This window comes from Bacillus sp. CGMCC 1.16541 (assembly GCF_003184905.1).
GTDB lineage: Bacteria > Bacillota > Bacilli > Bacillales > Bacillaceae_H > Priestia.
Genome location: NZ_QFRU01000018.1, coordinates 13,888 through 38,628 on the forward strand (window position 1 = coordinate 13,888; position 24,741 = coordinate 38,628).

Below are 24,741 nucleotides of genomic sequence, written 5' to 3' on the forward strand. Positions count from 1 at the left end.
CTCACGATGGATCATGGCAAAGGACTTTTAAAAGGAACAGACATGTCTAATCTTCCTCTTTTAACAGATGCAGCAGTCGGTGTAAAAGATGGAAAGGTAGTTTTTATTGGATCTCGTGAAGAGAGTGAGCGATATGGGGCTAAACAAGTCATCGATGCGAAAGGGAAGCTTGTGACACCAGGTCTTGTAGATCCTCATACACACCTTGTATTTGGTGGGTCGCGTGAGCATGAGATGGTGCTAAAACAACAAGGTGTTCCATACTTAGATATTTTAAAACAAGGTGGCGGGATTTTATCTACGGTTGCGGCAACAAAAAAAGCAAGTGAAGAAGAACTGTTTGAAAAAAGTTCATTTCATTTAAATCGATTACTGTCATTTGGAATTACAACGGTGGAAGCAAAAAGCGGATATGGGCTAGACGAAGAAACCGAGTTAAAGCAATTACGTGTTGTGAAAAAGTTAAATGAGCAACATCCTGTTGAAGTGGTGTCGACTTTTTTAGGTGCACATGCGATTCCCCCTCAGTATCAAGAGAATTCAGATACATTTTTAAAAGATATGATTTCAATGTTAGACCTCATTAAAGAAGAAGAGTTGGCGGAGTTTGTCGATATTTTTTGTGAGACAGGTGTATTTACAGTCGAGCAATCACGTATTTTTTTAAGGGAAGCGAAAGAAAAAGGATTTGATGTGAAAATTCATGCCGATGAAATTGACCCTTTAGGGGGAACTGAGCTTGCAGCTGAGCTAGAAGCGGTGAGTGGCGATCATTTAGTTGGCGCATCTGATCAAGGGATTTCGATGTTGGCAAATAGTGAAACCGTCGCCGTGCTGTTACCAGGAACGTCGTTTTATTTAGCAAAAGAAAAGTTTGCAAGAGCACGTACAATGATTGATAACGGTTGTGCCGTTGCCTTATCGACGGACTTTAACCCAGGAAGCTCACCAACGGAAAACATTCAATTAATTATGAATCTTGCCGCGTTAAAATTAAAAATGAAGCCAGAAGAGATTTGGAACGCAGTGACGGTAAATGCAGCTTATGCCATTAATCGCGGAGGGCGTGCTGGCCAACTTAAGGTGGGACAGCAAGCAGACCTTGTGTTATGGGATGCACCAAACTACGAATATGTTCTTTATCATTATGGGGTGAATCACGTTCATTCTGTTTGGAAAAGTGGTGTGAATGTGTATGAAAGGGGGGGCTTTTTTGAAAGAGTTCCCGTATCTTAAAGCAAGTGGCAAGGCACAATTTGTTGATCGGTATGTGAAAAAAGCAGGTGAGCTTTTACAAACGTGTGAGAAGGCAAAGGTTGTTTTAGTGGGGGCTCCATTATCAAAATCCAGCATTAGTCATTCGGGGGCATTGCTAGCACCAACCACCATTCGAAACATGCTTCATTCATACAGTACGTATTCTATTGAAGCAGATGTTGATCTCGGTGATATGACAATCGCCGATGTAGGCGACATTTCGATGCATCCAACAGATATTGTTGGGTCGCAAACACGCATTTATGAGACAGTATCCTCTGTCACAACAGCTTATCCGAATGCCCTCTTTTTGTTACTTGGAGGCGACCACTCGGTTAGTTATCCATCGATTAAAGGTTTTTCTACCAAGAAAGGGACTGTCGGTGTCATTCAATTTGATGCGCACCATGACTTGCGAAACTTAGAAGATGGCGGGCCAACAAACGGCACACCTTTTCGAAGTTTAATTGAAGGTGGTGAGTTAAAAGGTGAACACCTTGTACAAATCGGTATTCGTGATTTTTCAAACAGTAAGCCATACTCAGATTTTGCAAAAGACCACGGTGTGGCGGTATATACGATGAAAGATGTAGCGTCTATGACCATTGCTTCAATCATCAAAGAAAGCATCAACTATTTAAAACAAAAAGTAGATATGATTTACGTATCGGTCGATATGGATGTACTTGATCAAGCATTCGCACCAGGTTGTCCGGCTATAGGTCCTGGAGGTATGGATAGTGCTTCATTGTTAGAGGCGATTACATTGTTAGGAAAAGAAGAAATGGTGCAAGGAATGGACATTGTAGAAATTGACCCAACGCTTGACTTTAGAGATATGACAAGTCGTGTCGCGGCACACGTGATTCTAGCTCTTTTAAAAGGAAAGCGAACAGTGGAATTGTTGTGAAGAAGCACCTGACATTGCGGTAGAATTCGTAATGTCAGGTGCTTTTTTTTTACGAAACCAACTTTTGTATAAAATAAATCCACTCGATTCATAATAAAAGAAATAATTGGAAAGGGGTACGAATATGCGTAAACTTGTGAGTTCGATCGGGTTATCAGCGGTTGTTTTAGTCAGTAGTTTCACATCTGCATATGCTGAAAAACCAGCGGAAGAAAAAGTTGTACAGCTAACGGAGGAACAAAAGCAAGAGCTTTCTATTTTACATAAAGAGTTACTTGAAAAAAGAAAAGAAGTGATTGGAAAATATGTGGAGTACGGTGTCATGCCGAAAGAAAAAGGAGACAAAATGATGTCTCATTTAGAGAAAAGATACGACAAGTTAGAGGAAAATGAATTTATTCCAAAGTGGGAGCATTATAAAAATCATCGCTCTCATTAAAGGGAAAGAGAAGGAAACAAGCTGTCACTTTGTTGTTGGCAGCTTTTTACTATCAGTGAGGTGAAAGGAATAGTTATGTCTAATCCAAAAAGTCATCATGTCAAGATACTTCCGTTTATTGCGATGGTTGTTGTTGGGGTTATCCTATGGTTCATTCCTGTACCTGCTAGTTTAGATCCGAAAGCGTGGCATTTATTTGCTATCTTTGTTGCGACAATTGTCGGCTTTATCATCAAGCCTTTACCGATGGGAGCTGTTGCGGTATTAGCGCTAGCAACCATTGCAATCACTCGAACGTTAACAATCGATGAGACGTTAACAGGGTTTTCGAATACAACGATTTGGCTCATTGTTGTGGCTTTTTTTATTTCCCGGGGGTTTATTAAAACTGGACTAGGTGCTCGAATTGCTTATTTGTTTGTAAAGAAGTTTGGAAAAAAAACATTAGGTTTGTCGTATTCGTTATTAGTGAGCGATTTATTACTTGCACCAGCGATTCCAAGTAATACGGCACGGGCAGGAGGCATTATCTATCCCATTATTCGTTCATTATCAGAAACGTTTGGCTCCAAACCTGACGATGGCACAGCGCGTCAGATGGGTGCCTTTCTTTTAAAAGTGGGATTTCAAGGAAATTTAATTACGTCAGCCATGTTTATGACGGCAATGGCAGCTAATCCGCTTATTGTTTCACTCGCAAGTAGTGTAGCAAATGTAGACATTAGTTGGACAAAGTGGGCGGTTGCGGCATTTATACCAGGGGTTGTGAGCTTACTTGTTATCCCGCTTATTATCTATAAGTTATATCCACCTGACATAAAGGTAACACCTGATGCGCCGCGTATTGCACAAGAAAAATTGGATGAAATGGGAGCGGTTAAGAAATCAGAGAAATTAATGATTGTTGTTTTTTTACTATTGATTGGTTTGTGGGTATTTGGAGAACAGATTAAGATCGATGCCACGACAACTGCGCTCATTGGTTTATCCTTTTTATTAATTTTTCAAGTGTTGACGTGGGATGACATTAAAAAGGAGTACGGAGCGTGGGATACGTTAACGTGGTTTGCGACGCTTGTCATGATGGCAAATTTCTTGAATGAGTTAGGAATGGTTGCTTGGTTCAGTGACACGGTGAAGCAGTCGGTGAGCGGATTTTCGTGGATTGTCGCCCTCTTACTATTAGCGCTTATTTATTTTTACTCTCATTATTTCTTTGCGAGCGCAACGGCTCATATTAGTGCGATGTATGCCGCGTTTTTAGCGGTGATGGTGGCAACAGGGGCACCGGGTTTATTGGCAGCGCTACTGCTTGCATTTTTTAGCAATGTATTCGGATGTACGACGCACTACGGAGCGGGACCTGCTCCTGTGTTTTTTGGCTCTGGTTATATTAGTCAAAACAAATGGTGGACGCTTGGGTTTATTATCTCGATTGTACACGTTATTATCTGGTTAGGTGTGGGTGGATTATGGTGGAAGGTGTTAGGCTATTGGTAAAAGTTGTTTGAACCATTACAATAGAAGGAAAAAGAACAGGTGCTGTGCGTCTGTTCTTTATTTTTTAACAGGAGGTGAAGAGGTTGAATGATCACATTGAAAAAGCAACGTTTGCTGGAGGGTGTTTTTGGTGCATGGTATCACCGTTTGATGAGCGGCCTGGTGTGATCAACGTCGTCTCTGGTTATACAGGAGGACGTGATGACAACCCTACATATGAACAAATAGTAGCCGGTGAGACCGGGCATTATGAAGCGGTACAAATTACGTTTGATTCTACCATTCTTTCTTATGAGGAACTATTAGATATCTATTGGAAGCAAATTGATCCGACAGATGGAGGAGGACAATTTTCAGATCGAGGAGATTCGTATCGTACAGCCATTTTTTATCATCATGAACAACAGCGTCAAGAAGCAGAAGCGTCTAAGCAACAGTTAGCGCAAAGTGGTCCGTTTTCAAAGCCAATTGTCACACCGATTTTACCAGTACGTTCTTTTTACATAGCGGAAGAAGAGCATCAGAATTTTTATCAAAAGAATGCGTTTCGCTATAAACTTTACGTGAGGGGATCGGGAAGGGAGCGATTTTTGCAGGCACATTGGCAAAAAGATTGTACGTATTTAAAAGAACAATTAACACCGATACAATACTATGTCACACAAGAAAATGGTAAAGAGCCTCCGTTTGAAAATGTGTACTGGAATCATACAGAAGAAGGCATTTATGTAGATGTTGTGTCAGGAGAGCCGTTATTTACATCGAAAGATAAGTGTGAGTGTAAAACAGGATGGCCTACGTTTAAAAAGCCTGTTATGTCGGCGAGTGTCAACTTGACAGATGTGGTGGATGAAGAAGGGGGACAAGAGGTGCGAAGTCGGGAAGGAGATAATCATTTAGGTTATGTGTACGAATGTGAATCGAAACATAGTGGTGTATACTACCGTATTAACTCTGCTTCCCTTCGGTTTATTCACAAAAATCGGTTAGAAGAAGAAGGATACGGTGATTTTAGAATATTATTTCGGGTCTGATATTCATCGTGTAATGAATATAGTAGAATAAGGAATAACTACATGTAGAATGGGTGTGAAAACATGGGGAAAGTCGAGTCATCCATCGTGAAAGAGCGCTTTATTCAAGTTGGATATGTTATGGGGTTATCGCTTATTTTAGCAGCGATTATTTACTTTTTTGCTGCTAATTGGCCTGGATTTGATAAGTGGACGAAAATTAGTTTAAGTGTTGGGTTAATGCTTTTGTTTTATGGAAGTGCATTTTTAGTGACAACATGGTTGAAACGTCGACCATTTTTAAGTGAGTGGCTTATGTTTGTAGGTTGTTTGACGTTTGGGGTGACCGTCGCTCTTTTAGGTCAGATTTATAATTCTCATGCAGATAGTTTTCAATTGTTTCTTGTATGGGCCATACCAGCACTTTTATTTTCCATCTTTACGAAGTATCAACCATTTTATTTGTTAAGTCATGTGCTCATTCATTTATCGCTTTGGTTTTGGTTGTTTCCATCATCAAGCTTTTTTGGCTTAGATGAAGGTTTGTATCGATCGCTTTTTAGCATCGTCGCTGTCAGTAACTTTATCTTGTTTTTGGTCGTTCAAAAAGGTTGGTTACAGTCCAAAGCGCTATCGTTTTTATCACTTGTGACGTTTCACGGAGCGATGCTAGCGTTAACGTTAGGAGAATTATTTGATCCGTTTATTATACTAATGAGTGTGGTTTATATAGCAGTCGCAGCGTGGTTGTTTTGGTATAGCAATGAACAAGGGTGGAATAAAGGATTTACGGTTATTAGTGGATTAGCAGCGACATTTTTTCTTATTTGGAAATTCATTGCCTTTCTGATTTACATTGGATCAGAGATGATCTTTTATTTGACGATTTTCTTCCCGTTTATTATCGTTGGGATAGCCGTTGTGCTTATTCGGAAATTTAAAGAACAGACGATTTCTAAACGCGTATTCATTGGTGTGATTGCAATCGTCGCCTCATTTATTGGTGCAAGTTCGTTTATTGGGCTTGTTGTATTAATAACGGGAGAAATGGAGCCAATTTTATTCGCGATTTTCGCGACAACGTTTTTAATTGTTCCGGCTGCTTTAAGGCCAACATGGGACTCTGTTATTCGCTATACGATGTTATTAACGGGTTATTTAATTGCAATTCCTTCTGTGTTATTTGAAGGAATGTGGATATCGCTGTTGCTCTTTCTTGTGCTAGGGTTTGTGTTTATAAAAGTTTCTAGTCACGTGTTTCAATATGTGACGTACTTTGCAGCAATGATCGTATTTACCGCATCGTTTTCAGTTGAGCATATGTCACCAGAGATAGCCATGATGATGGTGATTGCACTTAATCTACTTATTTTATTCGTTAGGACGTATGTATCTAAAAATGTACAACAAGTTTTATATCATAATAGTGTGATTTATTTGTTAGCGGCCTTCTTCGTTTGGACGTTTTTAAATGAAGAGTCATTTGCTTTCTACATGATAATCAATGTTCTTTACTTTGTGGTGGTCACAGCTCTGTTAATGATGGCGATTCGAAAACAAGCGACGTTTTTATTCGTTATAAGTCTTATCGGTTGGTTGGCGTATGTTGGCTATAAATATTACGACTTATTATGGAGTTTACTTCATAAGTCTATTACGTTTATGATTGTCGGTGTTTTCATTTTTACAGTCGTTAACTGGATTGACAAACGTACATCGTTTACAAGTGAGAATCGTAGCTTTGTAACAAAGGGGAAAAGAATTCTTATTAGCATCATAGCGATTCAGCTCGTACTCGTTAGTGTGCAAGTGACAAAAAGTGAACGGTTGTTAGCTAATGGGAAAACGGTGACCTTACAATTAGAGCCGTTAGATCCACGTTCACTTCTGCAAGGAGATTATGTGATTTTACGTTTTACTATTTCAAGAGTTGAGTTGACACAAGAGCCAAATTATAACGAAAAAATAAAAGTAGGGCTTGTTGAAAATGAACAAGGAATCTATGAATATCGCACGTATGTAGCCAAGGATCAGAACATAAATGATCAAGCTGACGTATGGATAAATGGACGTTATAAAGGGAGCGGAAATGTAGAATATGGAATTGAAAATTACTTTATTGCAGAAGGAACTGGACGGGATGTTGAAGAAAACGCAAAATACGCAAAAGTAAAAGTAGGAGAAAATGGAGATGCGTTGTTAATCGAGCTGGAGGAGTAAGGATAAAAAAGCAAGGGAATGCACCTGCTCGATTAACCAACAATAAAAAGTAGCCTACCTGTTACATATCTACTCTAACAGGTGGGCTACTTTTTTGATTAAACTGCATGCAGCCTTTAGCTAACAGAGACAGGATTATTTTTCGTCTCTGTTATCGTTGTTTCATTTATGACATCAATAAATAATGATGCAAAATAAGGATCCCATTGTGTACCTTTACCGTCTTCAATAATGGCTAATGCTTTTTCGACAGACATGCCCTTTCGATAAGGACGGTCAGAAGTCATCGCATCATAGGCATCAGCGACTGCAATGATTCTACCAAAAAGAGGTGTCTCTTTTTCTCTTAATCCTTCTGGGTATCCTTTCCCATCATAACGTTCGTGGTGGTACTTTACCCCTGGAAGAATCGGTTTCATCTCTTCGGTTAGATTGACTTGTTCTAAAATATGTGCTCCGATAACAGGATGTTGTTTAATATGATAAAACTCCTCATCTGTTAATCTGCCATCTTTTAATAACACATGATCAGGAATGCCGATTTTTCCGATGTCGTGTAATAACGCCGACTTTTTAAGTAAGTTCAATTCCTTCTTACTAAGGTTAGCTTTTTCACCGATTTGAACAGCATAATTGGCGACACGAATAGAGTGACCGGCTGTATAGTGATCTCTTGCGTCTAATGTCGCAGCAAAGACGGTAAAGAAACTTTCTAATAACTCCTTGTTCAACGCATCTCGCTCTTTAATCGCCGTCACCATATGATTATAGCCGGTTACAAGCTGTGAAAACTCGTCAGAATATGTATTTTCAAGTAACTGAAATTCCCCGTTCTTTACGTTATGAAACGCGTTTTGGAGTTCATTTAACGGCTGTTGGATGTTTTTATACAGTAAAAAAGCACCGCTTAAGGCAATCACGATAACCATGAGTAAAATAATACTAGCCCAACTCCAATATTCATTCCAAATTAACCCTTGTTGTTCAAAAATATGGACTTGGTTGGCAAGGCTAAAGAGCATAACAGGAAAAATAGCTGAAAATAGTGAGCTTGTTAACATCTTTTTTTGAATACTAATGAATCCATTTTTATGAACAGACAAAGTAACATTAAAGGCACTTTTTGCTCGGTTATTCAAATAAGTAAGCAACGGCTGAATGGTACGAAAAGTGAGAAAGAAATCAATCAATGCGTGCATCGTTGCAATCAAAATAGCTCCAGCCCAAGCGAGAATAATAAAGTAATAGGGGATTGTTAAGTGTCCCGTATAAATAAAAATGCTTGCTAGCAAGGAAGCTGGAATCGATAAGCCTAATAAGTGAGGAATCAAAATCCTTCTGACCGTCAAGACAGGAAAAATGTGAACTTGTTCGTAAGCTTGTTGAAGTGTGTTTAGATGATGAATGTCTTGACTAAAAGCGAGTTTAATAGGTTTTATTTGCTTTTGATATGTCACAAATTCACACACAACCATAATGATAACCGATACAGCCATAATACCTATTAAGATCATGATTTCAAAAGTTGATAAAGGAATCGTATAAAAGATGAGGGTACTTCCAACCCCGAATACGGCAAAAGCTGAACTGAGTAAATTGTTTAAAAACATTTTTTTTTGAAACGTTGAGAAAATAGGCAATGAAACCTGCCCCCTATTTACATAAAGTCATTAGTATCTTAAGTCGTAGGTAAATTATAACAGATAAGAGAGCAGTGTGGAACGAGAAGAAGTGACAAAAAAGAGAAAGCTGACATAACGGTAAGGGAGTGATGTCAGCTTTCTCTTTTTTTATGAAAATCGTCTTATTAGAATATTTTTAGGTGCTTCTGTTGTTTACGTTATAGAGGTTATCCGTTTAGAACTTGTTCTCCTACATTCCAATCCATTGGACAAGTACGAGCCATTTTCCTTCGTAAGTATTAAGTGTTACTGAAATCGGTAAGGTAGAAAAAGAAGAAACAGTATCTACTGTGAAATGTGGTGCTTTCGTTCCGATGTTTAACATTTGTGCCTTCTGTTGTAAGGTTGAAGTTTCGTAGTTCTACTATACTATTAAACATTCTCGGATAAAATGTTTATGCTCGCTAAAATAAAAAGAGAGTGGGACATAACGAAATGATTCCTTCTCAAAAACGAACAAGAACGTTTCTGTCATCGTTATGTTACAGCAACAAGTTCGTTCCATTTCGCTCCAGCCACTCGCTTTCCGCGGGGAGGAACCTGAGTCTCCTCGTTCCTGTGGGGTCTCAGCCTTTCCTCTATTTCCCGCAGGAGTCGAGTGTCCTGTGCTCCATTCCACTATTCTTTTAAACTTGTTTTTTGATCAAAAAATATCCGAACTATAAATGGGATGTAACTATAAATAGTTTGTATTTGTTGTCGACTGAAACACTTATGTCCCAGCCTAATCGTGTGTTATGCGCGTTTAAAGCCTTCTTCTTCCATATATTGCTCAGCTTCTTCATACGTTTCAAATGCTGCTTCTAAGTTTAGTCCGTCGTAAATGTTCCATAAATCGTCTTCGTCAATGAGTAAAAGAATTGCGTCATCTGGACCAATCCAACGTTCTTCTTCTCCTTCACCGATGACAGCCATTTCACGATGTACATCTGACTTTGGCGAAAGTGATCGAATGGATTCGTGGATAATTGTTTTTAGTTCTTTTTCTGAGAAATCACGAATATTAACAAACCCTTTATCATTTGTTTCATAGTTTGTTAAGTTTCCGCCGTATACAAATCCATTTCCGTTTGGATGTAAGTGATAAACAACGGTTTTTTTATCAAATGCACTTTCGTCATAATGAAAGTTCACGCGACCTAATGATACGTTGTTGCGCGTTAATTGTGAGAATGACTCAATAATAGCTATTTTTTCTTCAAAAGTTAACATGAAAATCCTCGCTTTGTTTATAATCTACGCTGCACTCGTCACTTATTGAATTTTTGAGAAAGTCAACTAAGTGACGAGTACATGGATAAATGTGCGTTTGTTGATTATACCACAATCCGTGAGAGTAACGAAAAAAGAGATGAGCTGAAAGGGGCAAAATACGCCCTCATATCGCTCATCCTTTCGTTTGTGATTACTTATTTTGAAAACGGTCCATAATTTCTCGGTTCATGCTGAACAGATACCCATTGAACAGTTGTAAACTCGTCTAGCGCCCATTCCCCGTTAAAACGGCCGAGTCCAGAATCTTTTTCTCCGCCAAATGGAAGGTGAGGCTCTTCGTTTACGGATTGATCGTTCACGTGAATCATCCCTGTTTTGATTTGACGTGCAAGCAATGTACCACGGTCTGTTGAACGTGTATGAATCGCGCCGCTTAAACCATAAGGATGTGCATTTGCCATCTTTAATACTTCTTCTTCTGTATCAAATGGAATAATAACTGCGACAGGACCGAAGATTTCATTTTTAGCAAGAGGCATATCATTTGTTACTCCTGTTAACACAGATGGTTCTAACACATTTCCGTTTGCTTTGCCACCTACTTCAAGAGTCGCGCCTTGTGCTACCGTTTCTTCAATTTCGTTTAAAATACGATCAACTTGATCACGATTAATAAGAGGTCCAACGTGTGTTTCTTTATTAGCAGGATCTCCAGCGTTAAGACCTTTCACACGATTGACGAATGCTTTTGTGAATTCATCGTGAATGTTTCGATGAACAAAAATACGGTTAATCGACATACAAATTTGACCTTGATGATAGAATTTCCCGAATAACGCTGATTCAACAGCACGTTCAATATCAGCGTCTTCTAGTGCGATAAATACGTTATTTCCTCCAAGCTCAAGGGCAGTTTTCTTTAGGTTTTTACCTGCTAATTCTCCAATATGACGCCCTACTTCTGTTGAGCCTGTAAATGAAATAAGTCGAGGGATAGGATTCGTCACCATATCGTCACCGATTTCTGATCCTTTGCCGACAATTACGTTTAATACACCTTTTGGTAATTCAGCAGCTTCGAAAATGCTAGCGAATAATAGTCCGCCCGTAACAGGTGTTTCCGTTGAGGGTTTAACGACAACTGTGTTGCCTGTTGCAATCGCTGTTGCGATTGAGCGCATAGCGAGATGGAACGGGAAATTCCATGGACTAATGATTCCAATAACACCTAACGCGTCGCGGTACACACGGTTTTCTTTTCCTGGTGTTTGCGAAGGTAAGATTTTACCTTCCATACGATAAGGATAAGTCGTTGCTTCTTTTAAGATATTTAGAGAGACATTGTATTCAGACATGGCTTTCATCGTTGTACTTCCAGCTTCTTTAATCAGCCAGTTCATAATAAGCTCTTTGTTTTCTTCCATTACACGAACTGCATTTTCTAAAATGCGTCGTTTTTCTTGTGGTAACGTTTTTTTCCAAGAGTCTTGAACATCTCGTGCCACTTCATACGCTTCATTTAAATCTTCTTTACTTGCAGCTTGAATCGTGACCAGTTCTTCTTGCGTGTAAGGATTTGTATCTTTAATGATTCGTTCACTTTTACCTTGTTGCCACTCACCGTTAATATATAAATGATGAAACTGTGTATTCATCGAATCGCTCCTTTTGAATAATTTTATACTTTTTATAATAAAATAGTCTAAAGTGTTGATTATCACTTTATCATCACAAGTAGACTTTGTAAACTAAAATGAATCATTTTGTCTAAAGTAATCAATGTAAGGTGATAAATATGGTATACTATTTGGACGAAAGGGGGCGGATTTGTTGCGTAAACTAGGACCTAACGAACGAAAAGGAATGAGAGTGACCTATGCGAAACGATTAATGAACGTCATTCGTACACAAGGCTTTAATGGATTGAAAATTCAAGACATGGCTCGTTCGATGAATGTAAGTAAAGCCACACTATATAACTACTTCTCTTCAAAAGAAGATATCATTGAAGAAGTAGCAAATGTCTATCTTGCATACATTCAAGAGATTGATGAAACCGTGTTGAACTCCCGCCTTTCATATGGATACCGATTTCAAAAAGTATTTGAGCAAGCGGCTTTATCTTCTATTTACACATCTGACATTTTTTTAAACGATTTAAAGTTAAGTTTTCCACAATGGTACGAAGAGATGATGACAGCTCGAAAAAAAAGAATGAATAGTATTGAAGCTTTTTATAAAGAAGGAATGAAAGAAGGGGTGTTTCATCCTTTAAATGTCATGATCTTAGTCAAACAAGATGAAGAGATGTTTCAAGCATTATTAAACCCTGATTTTTTAGCAGAAAAAGGGTTATCGATGAAGCAAGCATTGTATGACTTTTATGAAATGAAAAAGTATCAATTATTAAAATCATCAGTGATTGAAACGGTAGATGATGAGGCGATTCAAGACATTATTACATACATTTTAACGAAAGTATCAAACGCTTTTTAACATAGAAAAAAGAGCACGTCGTTCATTCAAACGCACGTGCTCTTTTTTCTTGATAAGAGTAAGCGATAAAGATAAGAGAGGAAAGAATCATTAGTCCGAATACACAGAGGTAGGCAGATTGGAAAGACTGAGCTGTATATGTTTTTCCGCTGAATTCAAGTACAATCGCACCAAGTACTGATCCAGATGCACTACCGACAAATTGGATGAGCTGCTTTAACCCAATAGCAGATGCCAAGTATTCTTTCGGTAAAATTTTAGATGTTTCGTTCGTTGTACTAGACGACAAGCTAGAAAAACCAAAGCTTGTAAACATGTAAGCAAACATAATCATGTATTCATGAATAGGTGACAAGAGATAGAACAGCACAGTCGATAGTACTAATAAAAGATGTGCCATCAATGTAATACGTGTATTGCCATACCGATCTAGTAAACGCCCAACGTAGATACCAGCAACTGCTGATAAAAGAGCACCCGGAAAAATAATGAGTCCAATCGCTGAAGGACCTTGATTGTATAGTTGTTTCAGCATAATAGGTATAAGAAATAAAATGGCAAAATGAGTACAAAAGCCAAGATAACTCATGTATAGCAATTGGCGATATGGTTTATTTGTAATGAGCGCTGGTTGAATAAATGGAATCGTTGTTTTGTTGATTCGAAACCAAAGTAACAGTCCAGCTAAAAAGCTAGCTGCTAAATAGAGCCAATTTAAAGTAGATAGAAAAAGTAAAAATCCTGTTACGACAAAAGCTGTTAATAGACTGCCAATAAAGTCAAATGAGCCAGGGCGCACATTTTCTTTTGGAATTAGTTTCTGAATCGATGGAATGACCGCAATGGCTAGAAGGGTAATAAGAAATAAGTAGTTCCAATCAAAATAATCTGTAATCGCTCCGCCTACAACAGGGCCCAAGCCGAATCCTAATGATGAAGCAGACGAAATCATTGCCACTGCACGTCCACGGCGTTCAATTGGGACGAATTTTCCAGCATAAATCATCGCGAGTCCAGGAATAGCTGCCGCTCCAACAGCTTGACATAGCCTTGCAATTAGTAAAAATAAAAAGCTAGTTGCGAAAAACCCGAGAATGGACGAAAACCCAAAAATAAAAACGCCTATCATCATTAATCGGCGAATCGGTAAGTAATCAGCAAGGCGTGAATAAGCGATAGTAAACACAGCTAGTACAATTGAATAGCCCGATACAATCCATGCACCTTCTGAAGGGGATAGCTGATAATCGTGTAAAATACTTGGCAGTGCGACATTAAACATCGTCGTATTCATGACAACAAGCCATACAGCAATACTTAAATACAACACTACTTTTGAATGAGATACTTGTTCTGTCGTTGTATCACTCATGGATTAACCACTCTTTCATTAAACTATTTTTATCATTTCGTTACTCGAAATACTATACCATAAAAGAAAGACACTTTAAACTTTATTGATAAAAAAAGTCTAAAGTGCTGTTCGTTTAATCACTTTCTATAACTAAGTCGTTTTGCTATTAACACATTTACAAGTAAGGCCATGTTTGTTTCGTCCATATTTCGGCTTAAGGATGAACGATTTATTTATACAAAAATCATTAGCGATATTGTTCAAGTAGTGAAAAGAATTCTGTTGCAAATTGAAAAAATACTTTTTCAGATGGTGCAAGATCACGGTTTGTTGGGGTGATGATGCCAACGGTGCGACGAACGATCGGTGTTTCGATTGGCACTTTCTTTGTGAAGCGTGGTGTGGTTTCATGGAATGTACTTTCGGGTAGAAGAGTTACACCAATACCAGCCGACACAAGACCCTTTATGGCATCTAAGTCTTCTCCTTCAGATGACACATTCGGCAAAAAACCAGCCTGTTTGCATGCATCCACGACAATTTGCTCAAGAATAAACCCTTTTGGAAACAACACAAATTGATCTTTTCGTAAGTCACGTAATCGAATGCTTTGACGCTCGGCGAGAGGGTGACTAATTGGAAGAAGAGCAGAGATGTTTTCCGTAAATAAGATGTGTCCCTCAATTTGCGGGTCGTCCGTTGGAACAGGGCCAAGAAACGCCAAGTCAATCTCTCTTTTTTTTACAGCATCAATTAAAAAGCTGTAAGAACCTTGTCGTAACTGAAAGGCAACATTTGGATGCTTTTTTTTAAAGGCAGAAAGAACCGTCGGAAGAAGATGACTAGCAAGGCTCGTGGGAAACCCAATTTTAATTGTCCCACGCTCTGGGTCTAGGTATTCATCAATTTGTTTTTTCGCATGTTCAATCGCTTTCATCGCAACTTCTGCTTCTGACAAAAAGATTTTTCCGATAGACGTAAGCTTTACATTTCTTCCTTCACGTTCAAATAGTTCAACACCAAGTTCACTTTCTAAATTGCTAATTTGTCGACTAATTGCAGACTGTGCAACATGTAAATTAGCGGCTGCTTCTGAAAAATGTTCTTTTTTGGCAACTTCAATAAAGTACCTTAATTGGCGTAATTCCATATGCTCCTCCAACATTCATCTCAAAATGAGATAGGTTTGATCTTAATTATATATTGTTTATATAATTCTGAAAACCTACAATAATTAATAAGTGATCTGGACTCGATAAATAGACAGAGGACAAAAGATAAAATTAACGAAACGGGGGAGAAAAGATGACATACAATCAGTTACCGAAAGCGCAAGGTCTCTACCGTCCTGAGTTTGAACATGATGCATGCGGAATCGGTTTATACGCACATTTAAAAGGGGTTCCTACCCATGATATCGTAAAAAAAGGGCTTAGCATGCTTTGTCAATTAGACCATCGCGGTGGACAAGGAAGTGATCCATTAACAGGTGATGGAGCAGGACTTATGGTACAGATTCCTGATGTTTTCTTTCGTAAAGAGTGTGACAACCTAGATTTACCTAAACAAGGTGAATATGGAGTTGGAATGATCTTTTTCTCAAAAGAAGATAAAAGTCGTCAAGACATTGAAGATAAAATAAATGAATATGTAAAACAAGAAGGTCAAGTTGTCTTAGGATGGAGAACTGTACCTATAAATGTCGGAAAAATCGGAAAAGTTGCACAAAAGAGTGCGCCGATTGTTCGTCAAGTATTCATCGGAAAAGGTGAACAAGTCGGGGATAACCTGGCATTTGAACGCAAATTATATGTGATTCGTAAGCAAGCTGAAAACTGGGGGAAACAGGAAGAGAAATCATTTTATTTCGCAAGCCTTTCTAGTCAAACAATTGTTTATAAAGGATTGTTAACTCCTGAACAAGTGGATGCATTTTATCTTGACTTACAAGACGAGTCTTTCATTTCAGCCTTTGCTTTAGTGCACTCCCGCTTTAGTACAAATACATTTCCGAGCTGGGAGCGAGCGCATCCAAATCGTTATTTAATTCATAATGGTGAAATCAATACGCTACGTGGAAACATCAATTGGATGAAAGCGCGAGAACAACAATTTGTTTCAGACGCATTTGGAGAGGATTTAAACAAATTACTTCCGATTCTTGATACAGATGGAAGTGACTCTTCTGTTCTTGATAATGCATTTGAATTTTTCGTACTAGCAGGACGTAAGCCGGCTCATACAGCGATGATGCTTATTCCAGAGCCATGGACAGAAAATGAACATATGGCAAAAGAAAAGAAAGCCTTTTATGAATATCACAGTTGTCTAATGGAACCATGGGATGGACCGACTGCGATTTCGTTTACAAATGGAAATCAAATTGGTGCGATTTTAGATCGAAACGGTCTTCGTCCGGCTCGTTATTACGTAACGAAAGATGACTACATTATTTTCTCTTCTGAAGTAGGCGTCATTGATGTGGAAGCAGAAAATGTGTTATACAAAGATCGTTTAAGTCCAGGGAAAATGCTTCTCATTGACTTAGAAGAAGGTCGTATTGTTTCAGATGATGAAATCAAGTCAGAAATGGCAACTGAGTATCCATATGCACAATGGTTAGAAAACCAAATTGTGACGTTAGAAGATCATAAAGAGAAAGTACCACAATCATTTAACGATTTACGTAGTCGTCAAAAAGCATTTGGCTATACGTATGAAGACATTCATAAATATTTACTGCCGGTGATAACAGAAGGAAAAGATCCACTTGGTTCGATGGGGAACGATACACCACTTGCGGTTTTATCAGATCGTCCACAGTCGTTGTTTAACTACTTTAAACAGTTATTTGCGCAAGTAACGAATCCACCAATCGATGCCATTCGTGAGCAAATTGTGACATCGACGTTATCATTTTTAGGCGCTGAAGGTGATCTTCTTCATCCGAACGAATCAAGCTGTCACCGTATTAAGCTAGATACACCTGTATTAACAAACGAACAGCTTGCAAGTTTACAAAACAATCGTTTTGAAGAGTTTCAAACGCGTACACTCGCGACGTTATTTACAGAGAATGTAGAAGCTGCAATTGAAGACGTTTGTGCACAAGCCGACGAGGCGATTGAAGAGGGCGTTAGCTTACTTGTTTTATCCGATCGTGAGATGAATGAAAGCAAAACAGCGATTCCCACATTACTAGCTGTTAGTGCCTTGCATCAACATTTAATTCGTCAAGGAACACGCGCAAAAGCAAGTATCATTGTCGAAGCTGGGGAAGTGCGAGAAGTGCATCATTTTGCGGCACTAATTGGCTACGGAGCTGATGCGATTAATCCGTACTTAGCATTCGCCACTTATTATGATGAAATCGAAGCAGGCGCTCTTGAAGCAACTTATGAAGAAGCGGTTGAGAAATATGTCAAAGGTGTGACAGAAGGCGTCGTAAAAGTGATGTCGAAAATGGGGATTTCGACTGTACAAAGTTATCGTGGTGCCCAAATTTATGAAGCAGTTGGAATTAGTCAAGACGTCATCGAACGCTATTTTACAGGTACAGCTTCACAGCTAGGTGGTATCGGATTAGACGTAATTGCGAAAGAAGCGAGCGTTCGTCATGCAGAAGGCTATAAAGAAACGCACGAACAGTCGTTAGAGTCAGGCAGTGACTTTCAATGGAGAAAAACTGGTGAGCACCATGCGTTTAATCCAAAAACGATTCATACCCTTCAATGGGCGTGTCGTAAAAATGATTACAACTTATTTAAAACGTATTCTCATATGGCAAATGAAGAGCGCATTGGGTTTTTACGTAACTTATTTGCATTTGATGAAGAGCGTCCAGCATTATCGCTTGATGAAGTAGAGTCCGTTGATTCCATCGTGAAACGTTTTAAAACAGGTGCGATGTCGTTTGGTTCATTAAGTCAAGAAGCACATGAAGCATTAGCGATTGCAATGAACCGTTTGGGTGGTAAAAGCAATAGTGGTGAAGGTGGAGAAGATCCAAGTCGCTATAAGCTTGATTCAAACGGTGATCTACGCCGCAGTGCGATTAAACAAATTGCGTCTGGTCGTTTCGGAGTGAAGAGTCATTACTTAGTGAATGCTGATGAGCTTCAAATCAAAATGGCACAAGGAGCAAAACCTGGTGAAGGTGGTCAGCTTCCTGGCAATAAAGTGTATCCATGGGTAGCAGACGTTCGTGGCTCAACACCAGGTGTTGGACTCATTTCTCCACCACCGCACCATGACATTTATTCAATTGAAGATTTAGCACAGCTTATTCATGATTTGAAAAATGCGAACCGCCATGCACGCATTAGTGTAAAGCTTGTTGCTAAGTCAGGTGTTGGAACCATTGCAGCAGGTGTAGCAAAAGGTGCTGCAGATGTGATTGTCATTAGTGGATATGACGGAGGAACAGGAGCGTCACCAAAAACGAGCATTAAGCATACAGGATTACCATGGGAGCTTGGATTAGCAGAAGCGCATCAAACGTTAATGCTAAACGGTTTGCGTGAAAAAGTAGTCTTAGAAACAGACGGCAAGTTAATGACAGGTCGTGACGTTGTCATGGCGGCGCTTTTAGGAGCTGAGGAGTTTGGCTTCGCAACCGCTCCATTAATCGTACTTGGCTGTGTCATGATGCGTGCTTGTCATTTAGATACATGTCCAGTTGGGGTGGCAACACAAAACCCTGAGCTTCGCGCGAAATTTATGGGTGACCCAGAGCACATTGTGAACTATATGCGCTTTGTAGCTGAAGAAGTGCGTGAGTTAATGGCTGAACTAGGCTTTAAAACCGTCGATGAGATGGTTGGTCGTACAGATGTGTTAAAGGTGAGTGAACGTGCGAAAGCGCATTGGAAAGCAAGTCACCTTGACTTAACACCCCTTCTCTATCAACCAGAAGGAGCACGTACATTCCGTACACCGCAAAATCATAAAATTGACGAATCACTCGATATCCAAAAATTATTACCAGCCGTTCGTCCAGCTTTAGAGAAACAACATCAAGTAGACATTGAATCGACAATTACGAATATTAATCGTGTTGTTGGAACGATTGTTGGTAGTGAAGTGTCTAAGCGTTACGGGGAAAAAGGATTACCAGAAGATACGATTACGCTCCGCTTTACAGGGGCAGCAGGTCAAAGCTTTGGTGCATTTGTACCGAACGGGATGTCGATGTATTTAACAGGTGATGCAAATGACTACGTTGGAAAAGGGTTGTCAGGTGGGAAAATTATTGTTTCTTCACCGAAAGAAGCAACACTTGTCGCAGCTGAAAATGTCATCATTGGAAACGTTGCGTTTTACGGAGCAACAAGCGGTGAAGCATACATTAATGGCCGTGCCGGAGAACGTTTCTGTGTTCGAAACAGTGGTGTAAAAACAGTTGTTGAAGGAATCGGAGATCACGGATGTGAATACATGACAGGTGGTCGAGTTGTCATTTTAGGTGAAGTCGGTAAAAACTTTGCAGCGGGTATGTCAGGTGGTATTGCGTACGTATTACCAGAGGAAGTTGACGCATTTAAACAACAATGTAATCAAGAGATGATTGGGTTTGAATCTCTTTCGAATAAAAAGGAAATCGAAGAAGTAAAAGCATTGATTGAAAAGCATTACGCCTATACAGGTAGTCCAAAAGCTGCGTACATTTTAGCCAACTGGAACGTATTTGTTTCGAAGTTTGTAAAAGTCATTCCAAAAGATTATAAACGAATGATGATGATGATTGAGGATAATGAAGCGAATGGATTGCCAAAAGAAGAAGCAATTATGAACGCGTTTCAAAAAAATGCAAATCAAGAGAAGAAGGTTGTCGCAAAGAAGTTAGAGGTTGTGTGAGAACGGAAAGGAGAGAGAATAATGGGAAAAGCAACAGGATTTATGGAATATACACGTGAAAAAGCGACAGAAAGAAATGCTAGCACGCGTATTAACGACTGGAACGAATATTCAGCTCCTTTCTCCGATGAATCATTAAGCAGACAAGGTGCCCGCTGTATGGATTGCGGGACGCCTTTCTGTCACATGGGAATGGAACTGAATCATGTAACAACAGGATGCCCAATTAACAATTTAATTCCTGAGTGGAATGACTTAGTGTATCGAGGTAGATGGGAAGAAGCATTGGAGCGTTTAATGAAAACGAACAACTTCCCAGAGTTTACAGGACGTGTTTGTCCAGCTCCATGTGAAGGTTCCTGTACATTGGCCATTACAGATCCAGCGGTTGCAATTAAGAATATTGAACGCACAATTATTGACAAAGGATTTGAAAATGGCTGGATTACTCCACGCATTCCAACAAAGCGTACAGGTAAGAAAGTTGCCATTGTTGGGTCAGGTCCTGCAGGACTAGCAGCAGCTGATCAGTTAAATCAAGCAGGGCACTCAGTTACTGTGTATGAGCGTGCAGATCGTCCTGGTGGATTGTTAATGTATGGGATTCCAAACATGAAGTTAGAAAAAGAAGTGGTAGAGCGACGTGTACGTTTACTTACACAAGAAGGCATTGATTTTGTGACGAATACAGAGGTTGGAAAAGACATTTCATCTGAAGAGCTAAAAACACAATATGATTCTGTCATTCTTTGTATTGGTGCACAAAAACAACGTGATTTAGTACTAGAAGGTCGGGAAGCGCAAGGCATTCATTTAGCGATGGATTACTTAACACAAGCAACAAAGAGTTTACTAGACTCAAACTTTGAGGATGGGCAATTTATCGATGCAAAAGATAAAGATGTGATTGTCATCGGAGGCGGTGACACGGGAGCAGATTGTGTTGCAACAGCACTACGTCAAAAATGCCGCACGGTTGTTCAATTTGGTAAACATCCACAGCTGCCAACGTCACGTACAGAAGACAATGCGTGGCCTGCTTATCCGAATGTGTATTCACTTGATTATGCATATGAAGAAGCAGCGAAGCAGTATGGGAAAGATCCGCGTGAATACTTAATTCAAACGAAAGAAATCGTAGCGGATGAGAATGGGAACTTAAAAGAATTGCATACGGTTCAAATGGAAAAAGTAAAAGGGGAAGACGGTCGATTTGTATTCAACGAGCTTCCAGGTACAGAAAAAGTATGGCCGGCTCAACTTGTCTTCGTCGCAATCGGATTTGAAGGAGCAGAACAACCACTGCTTCAACAATTCGGCATTGAAACAACAAACCAAAAAGTAAGAGCAACTTACGGAGAATACACAACAAACGTAGAAGGTGTCTTTGCTGCTGGTGATGCAAGAAGAGGTCAAAGTTTAATTGTATGGGCGATTCATGAAGGCCGTGAAGTCGCTCGTCAAGTTGATACGTACTTAATGGGGAGCACGGTATTAACATAAAGGTGTATGGGAGTTTTTCGCTAACAAAGGGGTTTTTATAAATAAAGGAAAGAGACTGAGACATCAGTCTTTCAGTTGATAAAAGATTCGAACTATCGTGAGTTATATACTTTTGATAGTTCGGATCTTTTTGTTATGAACAGCTTTTTTCGCTTTAGTCCAAAAACGAAACGTACGAGATTGAAAGGACGAATTGAAAAGTGATAGAGTAGCGAAACAATGATAAAGCATACAATTATTAGAAACGCCAGTTTGACTTCAAGTGCCCACGATAAATCTTTTATAAAGAAACCGATGATGACAATAACAGGTTGATGCAAAATGTAAAATGGCATCGCTGCGTCACTTGTATAAGTGAGGGTAGAATGTGAGCGTGTCAAATAGCGGTTTCCAAAATAGAACATAATCATCAGTAAGCTCCAGCAGCTTAGTGCACAAATGCTTTTAAACAAGAAGAAAATCGTTGTTTCTGCTTCGGACATATAAAAGATAAACCAAACTATATAAGCAACAGATGTAGAAAATGCGATTAATACATGAATTAAAATACTTTTATGTATCATTTCATAAAAATAATCGCCATGAAAGAAGTAATATCCATATACAAAGATAACAAGATAATAAAGGATATCCCAGCTACCTAAGTTCACTATATTGCTATTGGATAAAAGCATGAGTGGGAGCGGTAGTAACCAATAATAAGTAGTTTTTAGTTTCATTTGTCCTAAAAAACGAAACAACGGTAATGTAAGAAGTGAGAACGTTAACAAAACAAGTACATACCATAAATGAAGGCCTACAAATGCAAAATTGCCATTCCCACCAATATCAAGATAGAGACCATTCATATAATGTGGAAGGAATGAGAAAAAAGAACCTGAAAATTGATTGTGATACTGTCGTTTCAATTGTCTCATCTCTTCTTTCAGTTGAACTATACATTCATGTAATTATTCTAGCTTATGATACTTTTTTCCTGTTTTTGTATGATAAATGAGGTTGTTCTAATGAGTAATAGGTAGTTCACAAAACACCCTCTCTTTTGCTGTTTTTTTACATACTGTAGAAGGGGTGTTGTGTTTGGTTAATTCCCATTTGTAAATGGAAAACCTTGATACGGATAAATGGGTTGATGAGGTACAAATGGTTTGATAAGAGCTGGGTTTAAATAGTACATATGATAATGAGTTTGGTGAGGAGAAAGCTGATGCCAAGGACCTGATTTATAAGATGAGAAACCGTAGTATCCCCACGTTTGTGGAAGAAGAAAGCGGTTAAGTTGTATGAATGAGTAGTCAGTTGAATGTGAAGGATATAATTCTTCGGTGTTCAATCGACTTTCATCCATTTGCGTACACTGACGAACGCATTGCGTGTACATTAAGTTACTATTTTTGTAGTCGTCGTAACATCTCTTCATGCATTGTTGATCGCTTGTATTAAGTTGATACGTATAAAGTTGTCCTTGAGGATTAAACCAATTTTGACTGTAAGGTCCGTACCAGCTTTGCCATTGAGGATTCCAATTTACACTCCATGGATTATATGCTTGAATAGGTTGCACGTTTTTTCGTCCTTTCTTCATTAAGTGTACAGCATGGTGAACACAAGTGACATGAATCATTCTTTAAAACGGAACCGTTGTAATCTCCCGTTGCCTCAGCTTCTTTTGAGTTAGTAGCATCTTATTCAATTTTACATAACATGTGCTAGTATCGGTAAGGTTGCTTCAACGGCAATTTTGTTTGAACGCAGCGAGCTACCTATTTTATCTTTTTTAATTATACATTTAACAACAACTTGTTCAGTCTTAAAAAGTCATGCCGAAAAACGAATGAGAGCTATTTCGAAAACTGCTTCAGGTGAGCAAAAGATAAATCGCTTGCTTCATATCGGGGTGACTAAAATGAGGGGGCCCAATTCAACAGATACAGACGATAAGCTTCAGCAGTTATGTGACAAGTATCTCACCACAAAAGTAGATGTCCGAAAACTAAATACCTATCACTCTTCTAAAGAAGACATAGATGAAGATTTAAGGATACAAAAGCTATACGACATGTTCACGAAAACAAACACACAAGAGAGGGGACATTCTCATTTTGAAGAACAGCCTTATCCTCGGGACGACCAAGACGATGAGTACTACTTATAAAAAAGCACCAACGTCGTGTTGTCAGTGCTTTTTTTTATAAGTAGCGCATTCACTTTCTTTATTCTCCAACCATTTTCCTCCGAATTTTTTCTAACACCGCATCTAACTCATCAGGCTTTAAAAACTCAATGGGAGATACGCCTTTTTCAAATAAAATAGATTCAGCTTCCACAACGGCGACATAGCGACCGTTTACTTTCGCTAAATGAATGTTTTGACCGAAATCAGCTAGTAATCCTTTAATCTCCGTTTCTCCTAGTTTCATTTTTAACTCTGCTTCTGGAGAGTGCTCAATGATGTGAGCGGCTGCTTCAACGACTTGGTGTGTATCTAATCGTTCTTGAATTTCACGCTTTTCACTTATTGCCCACGTTTCCATTTCGACTTCAAATTGCTCAAGCTCTTCGCTTTCAAGTTCAAATGTCTCATGGATGTGTCCACGCACCATCTCCATCACTTGATTTTTCATGATTTCAGGCATCGGTTCTCCATACTCGACAAATTTTAAAAAGTCTTCAAAATACCGAGCATGTGAGGACTGATGGATTTTTAATTCATTTTCTTCAATCATGCCTTCTTCTGGCATGTACGGGTATTGAATAGATTTCATATTTTTTGTCGTGATGGCCATTTCAACATGACGAATGAGTGTTGATTCGTCCGCAATGGATGCTACTTTTGGTTCAAAGTCACATTTCATCACAAACACAAATGAGTGATCAAAGTATTTTCTTGGTGTCGCCGTTGCCACTAAGAACGCACCACCTCGTACGGCTGCTGTGTCAATATAAGCCCGTACAAACTCTTCACTTACTTCTTTGAATGCTTCGTTTGATTCAGCGTGAAGCGCACGGTGAAAGAGATTGTAGTTCGGATTGGATGTAAGTTCGTGCCCTGGTTCAACGATAAAATAGCCGAGCTTGGTTGGCACTTGCTCAGATTTCGGATGGCGTTCGACTTTACGTTTGACAATCTTTTTAAATTCACCGTCTAGAAAGTCTTTTAACGCACTGTTTTCATACTGTTCTTCGCTCAATGTTTGAAAATGTTTATACTGCTTCGTTGCTTGATCTTCTTTACCCTCTACTTGTACAACGTAGAAAGATAAAAAGCGCATTTGAAAATCCATTCTCTTCACCAC

At 39.1% G+C, this 24,741-nt stretch carries 19 protein-coding genes; 10 read left to right on the forward strand and 9 right to left on the reverse strand.

The annotated features are described in order from the left end of the window. The first annotated feature begins 6 nt into the window (after positions 1 to 6). From hutI to DIS06_RS14880, 6 genes are all read left to right on the forward strand, one after another. The gene (hutI, locus tag DIS06_RS14855) at positions 7 to 1,236 is read left to right on the forward strand and encodes an imidazolonepropionase (protein ID WP_110114060.1); all 1,230 of its coding nucleotides are present in this window, start codon (positions 7 to 9) and stop codon (positions 1,234 to 1,236) included. Then, positions 1,214 to 2,167 carry a formimidoylglutamase gene (hutG, locus tag DIS06_RS14860; protein WP_239422077.1) on the forward strand — a complete coding sequence of 318 codons (954 nt, stop codon included), beginning with the start codon at positions 1,214 to 1,216 and terminating at the stop codon, positions 2,165 to 2,167. The genes hutI and hutG overlap by 23 nt, the downstream gene beginning before the upstream one ends. Before the next feature lie 124 nt (positions 2,168 to 2,291). Beyond that, complete coding sequence (locus DIS06_RS14865) at positions 2,292 to 2,606, forward strand: YckD family protein (protein ID WP_110114021.1); 315 nt, start codon at positions 2,292 to 2,294, stop codon at positions 2,604 to 2,606. Positions 2,607 to 2,681: 75 nt separating this feature from the next. Then, positions 2,682 to 4,106, forward strand: coding sequence for an anion permease (locus tag DIS06_RS14870; protein ID WP_110114022.1), 1,425 nt, complete (start codon positions 2,682 to 2,684; stop codon positions 4,104 to 4,106). A gap of 74 nt (positions 4,107 to 4,180) precedes the next feature. Then, positions 4,181 to 5,140: a peptide-methionine (S)-S-oxide reductase MsrA gene (msrA, locus tag DIS06_RS14875; protein WP_481746870.1), complete on the forward strand. Its 960-nt coding sequence runs from the start codon at positions 4,181 to 4,183 to the stop codon at positions 5,138 to 5,140. 63 nt (positions 5,141 to 5,203) lie between these two features. After that, the gene (locus DIS06_RS14880) at positions 5,204 to 7,339 is read left to right on the forward strand and encodes a GDYXXLXY domain-containing protein (RefSeq protein ID WP_110114023.1); all 2,136 of its coding nucleotides are present in this window, start codon (positions 5,204 to 5,206) and stop codon (positions 7,337 to 7,339) included. 116 nt (positions 7,340 to 7,455) lie between these two features. Here the strand turns inward: DIS06_RS14880 and DIS06_RS14885 are convergent, their stop codons facing one another. The 4 genes from DIS06_RS14885 to DIS06_RS14895 all read right to left on the reverse strand — a co-directional run bounded on the left by DIS06_RS14885 (position 7,456) and on the right by DIS06_RS14895 (position 11,891). Then, positions 7,456 to 8,979: an HD domain-containing phosphohydrolase gene (locus DIS06_RS14885; RefSeq protein WP_239422079.1), complete on the reverse strand. Its 1,524-nt coding sequence runs from the start codon at positions 8,977 to 8,979 to the stop codon at positions 7,456 to 7,458. A 232-nt stretch (positions 8,980 to 9,211) separates the two neighbouring features. Beyond that, a complete protein-coding gene (locus DIS06_RS20770; RefSeq protein ID WP_275425434.1) occupies positions 9,212 to 9,346 on the reverse strand; it encodes a hypothetical protein in 135 nt (44 codons plus the stop codon). 410 nt (positions 9,347 to 9,756) lie between these two features. Continuing rightward, complete coding sequence (locus DIS06_RS14890) at positions 9,757 to 10,233, reverse strand: hypothetical protein (RefSeq protein ID WP_110114024.1); 477 nt, start codon at positions 10,231 to 10,233, stop codon at positions 9,757 to 9,759. 197 nt (positions 10,234 to 10,430) lie between these two features. Next, positions 10,431 to 11,891, reverse strand: a complete 1,461-nt coding sequence (locus tag DIS06_RS14895) for an aldehyde dehydrogenase family protein (RefSeq protein WP_110114025.1) — start codon at positions 11,889 to 11,891, stop codon at positions 10,431 to 10,433. A gap of 175 nt (positions 11,892 to 12,066) precedes the next feature. Between DIS06_RS14895 and DIS06_RS14900 the strand changes: the two genes are divergently transcribed. Further along, positions 12,067 to 12,732 carry a TetR/AcrR family transcriptional regulator gene (locus tag DIS06_RS14900; protein ID WP_110114026.1) on the forward strand — a complete coding sequence of 222 codons (666 nt, stop codon included), beginning with the start codon at positions 12,067 to 12,069 and terminating at the stop codon, positions 12,730 to 12,732. 22 nt (positions 12,733 to 12,754) lie between these two features. Here the strand turns inward: DIS06_RS14900 and DIS06_RS14905 are convergent, their stop codons facing one another. Together DIS06_RS14905 and gltC are read right to left on the reverse strand one after the other, a co-directional pair. Then, positions 12,755 to 14,104: an MFS transporter gene (locus tag DIS06_RS14905; RefSeq protein ID WP_110114027.1), complete on the reverse strand. Its 1,350-nt coding sequence runs from the start codon at positions 14,102 to 14,104 to the stop codon at positions 12,755 to 12,757. 229 nt (positions 14,105 to 14,333) lie between these two features. Then, entirely contained in the window at positions 14,334 to 15,236 is a 903-nt protein-coding gene (gltC, locus tag DIS06_RS14910; RefSeq protein ID WP_110114028.1) for a glutamate biosynthesis transcriptional regulator GltC, read from the reverse strand. A gap of 155 nt (positions 15,237 to 15,391) precedes the next feature. On the opposite strand from gltC, the gene gltB reads away from it, so the two are divergent. Together gltB and gltD are read left to right on the forward strand one after the other, a co-directional pair. Continuing rightward, positions 15,392 to 19,942 carry a glutamate synthase large subunit gene (gltB, locus tag DIS06_RS14915; protein ID WP_110114029.1) on the forward strand — a complete coding sequence of 1,517 codons (4,551 nt, stop codon included), beginning with the start codon at positions 15,392 to 15,394 and terminating at the stop codon, positions 19,940 to 19,942. Positions 19,943 to 19,963: 21 nt separating this feature from the next. Next, positions 19,964 to 21,445 (forward strand): glutamate synthase small subunit, encoded by a 1,482-nt coding sequence (gltD, locus tag DIS06_RS14920; protein WP_110114030.1) that lies wholly within the window; start codon positions 19,964 to 19,966, stop codon positions 21,443 to 21,445. A gap of 92 nt (positions 21,446 to 21,537) precedes the next feature. Here the strand turns inward: gltD and DIS06_RS14925 are convergent, their stop codons facing one another. Continuing rightward, positions 21,538 to 22,353 (reverse strand): acyltransferase family protein, encoded by an 816-nt coding sequence (locus DIS06_RS14925; protein WP_162595985.1) that lies wholly within the window; start codon positions 22,351 to 22,353, stop codon positions 21,538 to 21,540. 176 nt (positions 22,354 to 22,529) lie between these two features. Then, positions 22,530 to 23,009 carry a hypothetical protein gene (locus DIS06_RS14930; protein ID WP_162595986.1) on the reverse strand — a complete coding sequence of 160 codons (480 nt, stop codon included), beginning with the start codon at positions 23,007 to 23,009 and terminating at the stop codon, positions 22,530 to 22,532. Between the two features lie 177 nt (positions 23,010 to 23,186). On the opposite strand from DIS06_RS14930, the gene DIS06_RS20190 reads away from it, so the two are divergent. Continuing rightward, the gene (locus DIS06_RS20190; protein ID WP_162595987.1) at positions 23,187 to 23,600 is read left to right on the forward strand and encodes a hypothetical protein; all 414 of its coding nucleotides are present in this window, start codon (positions 23,187 to 23,189) and stop codon (positions 23,598 to 23,600) included. A gap of 58 nt (positions 23,601 to 23,658) precedes the next feature. On the opposite strand, the gene DIS06_RS14940 is transcribed toward DIS06_RS20190, so the two are convergent. Beyond that, a complete protein-coding gene (locus DIS06_RS14940) occupies positions 23,659 to 24,729 on the reverse strand; it encodes a DUF3900 domain-containing protein (protein ID WP_110114034.1) in 1,071 nt (356 codons plus the stop codon). Positions 24,730 to 24,741: the final 12 nt, after the last annotated feature.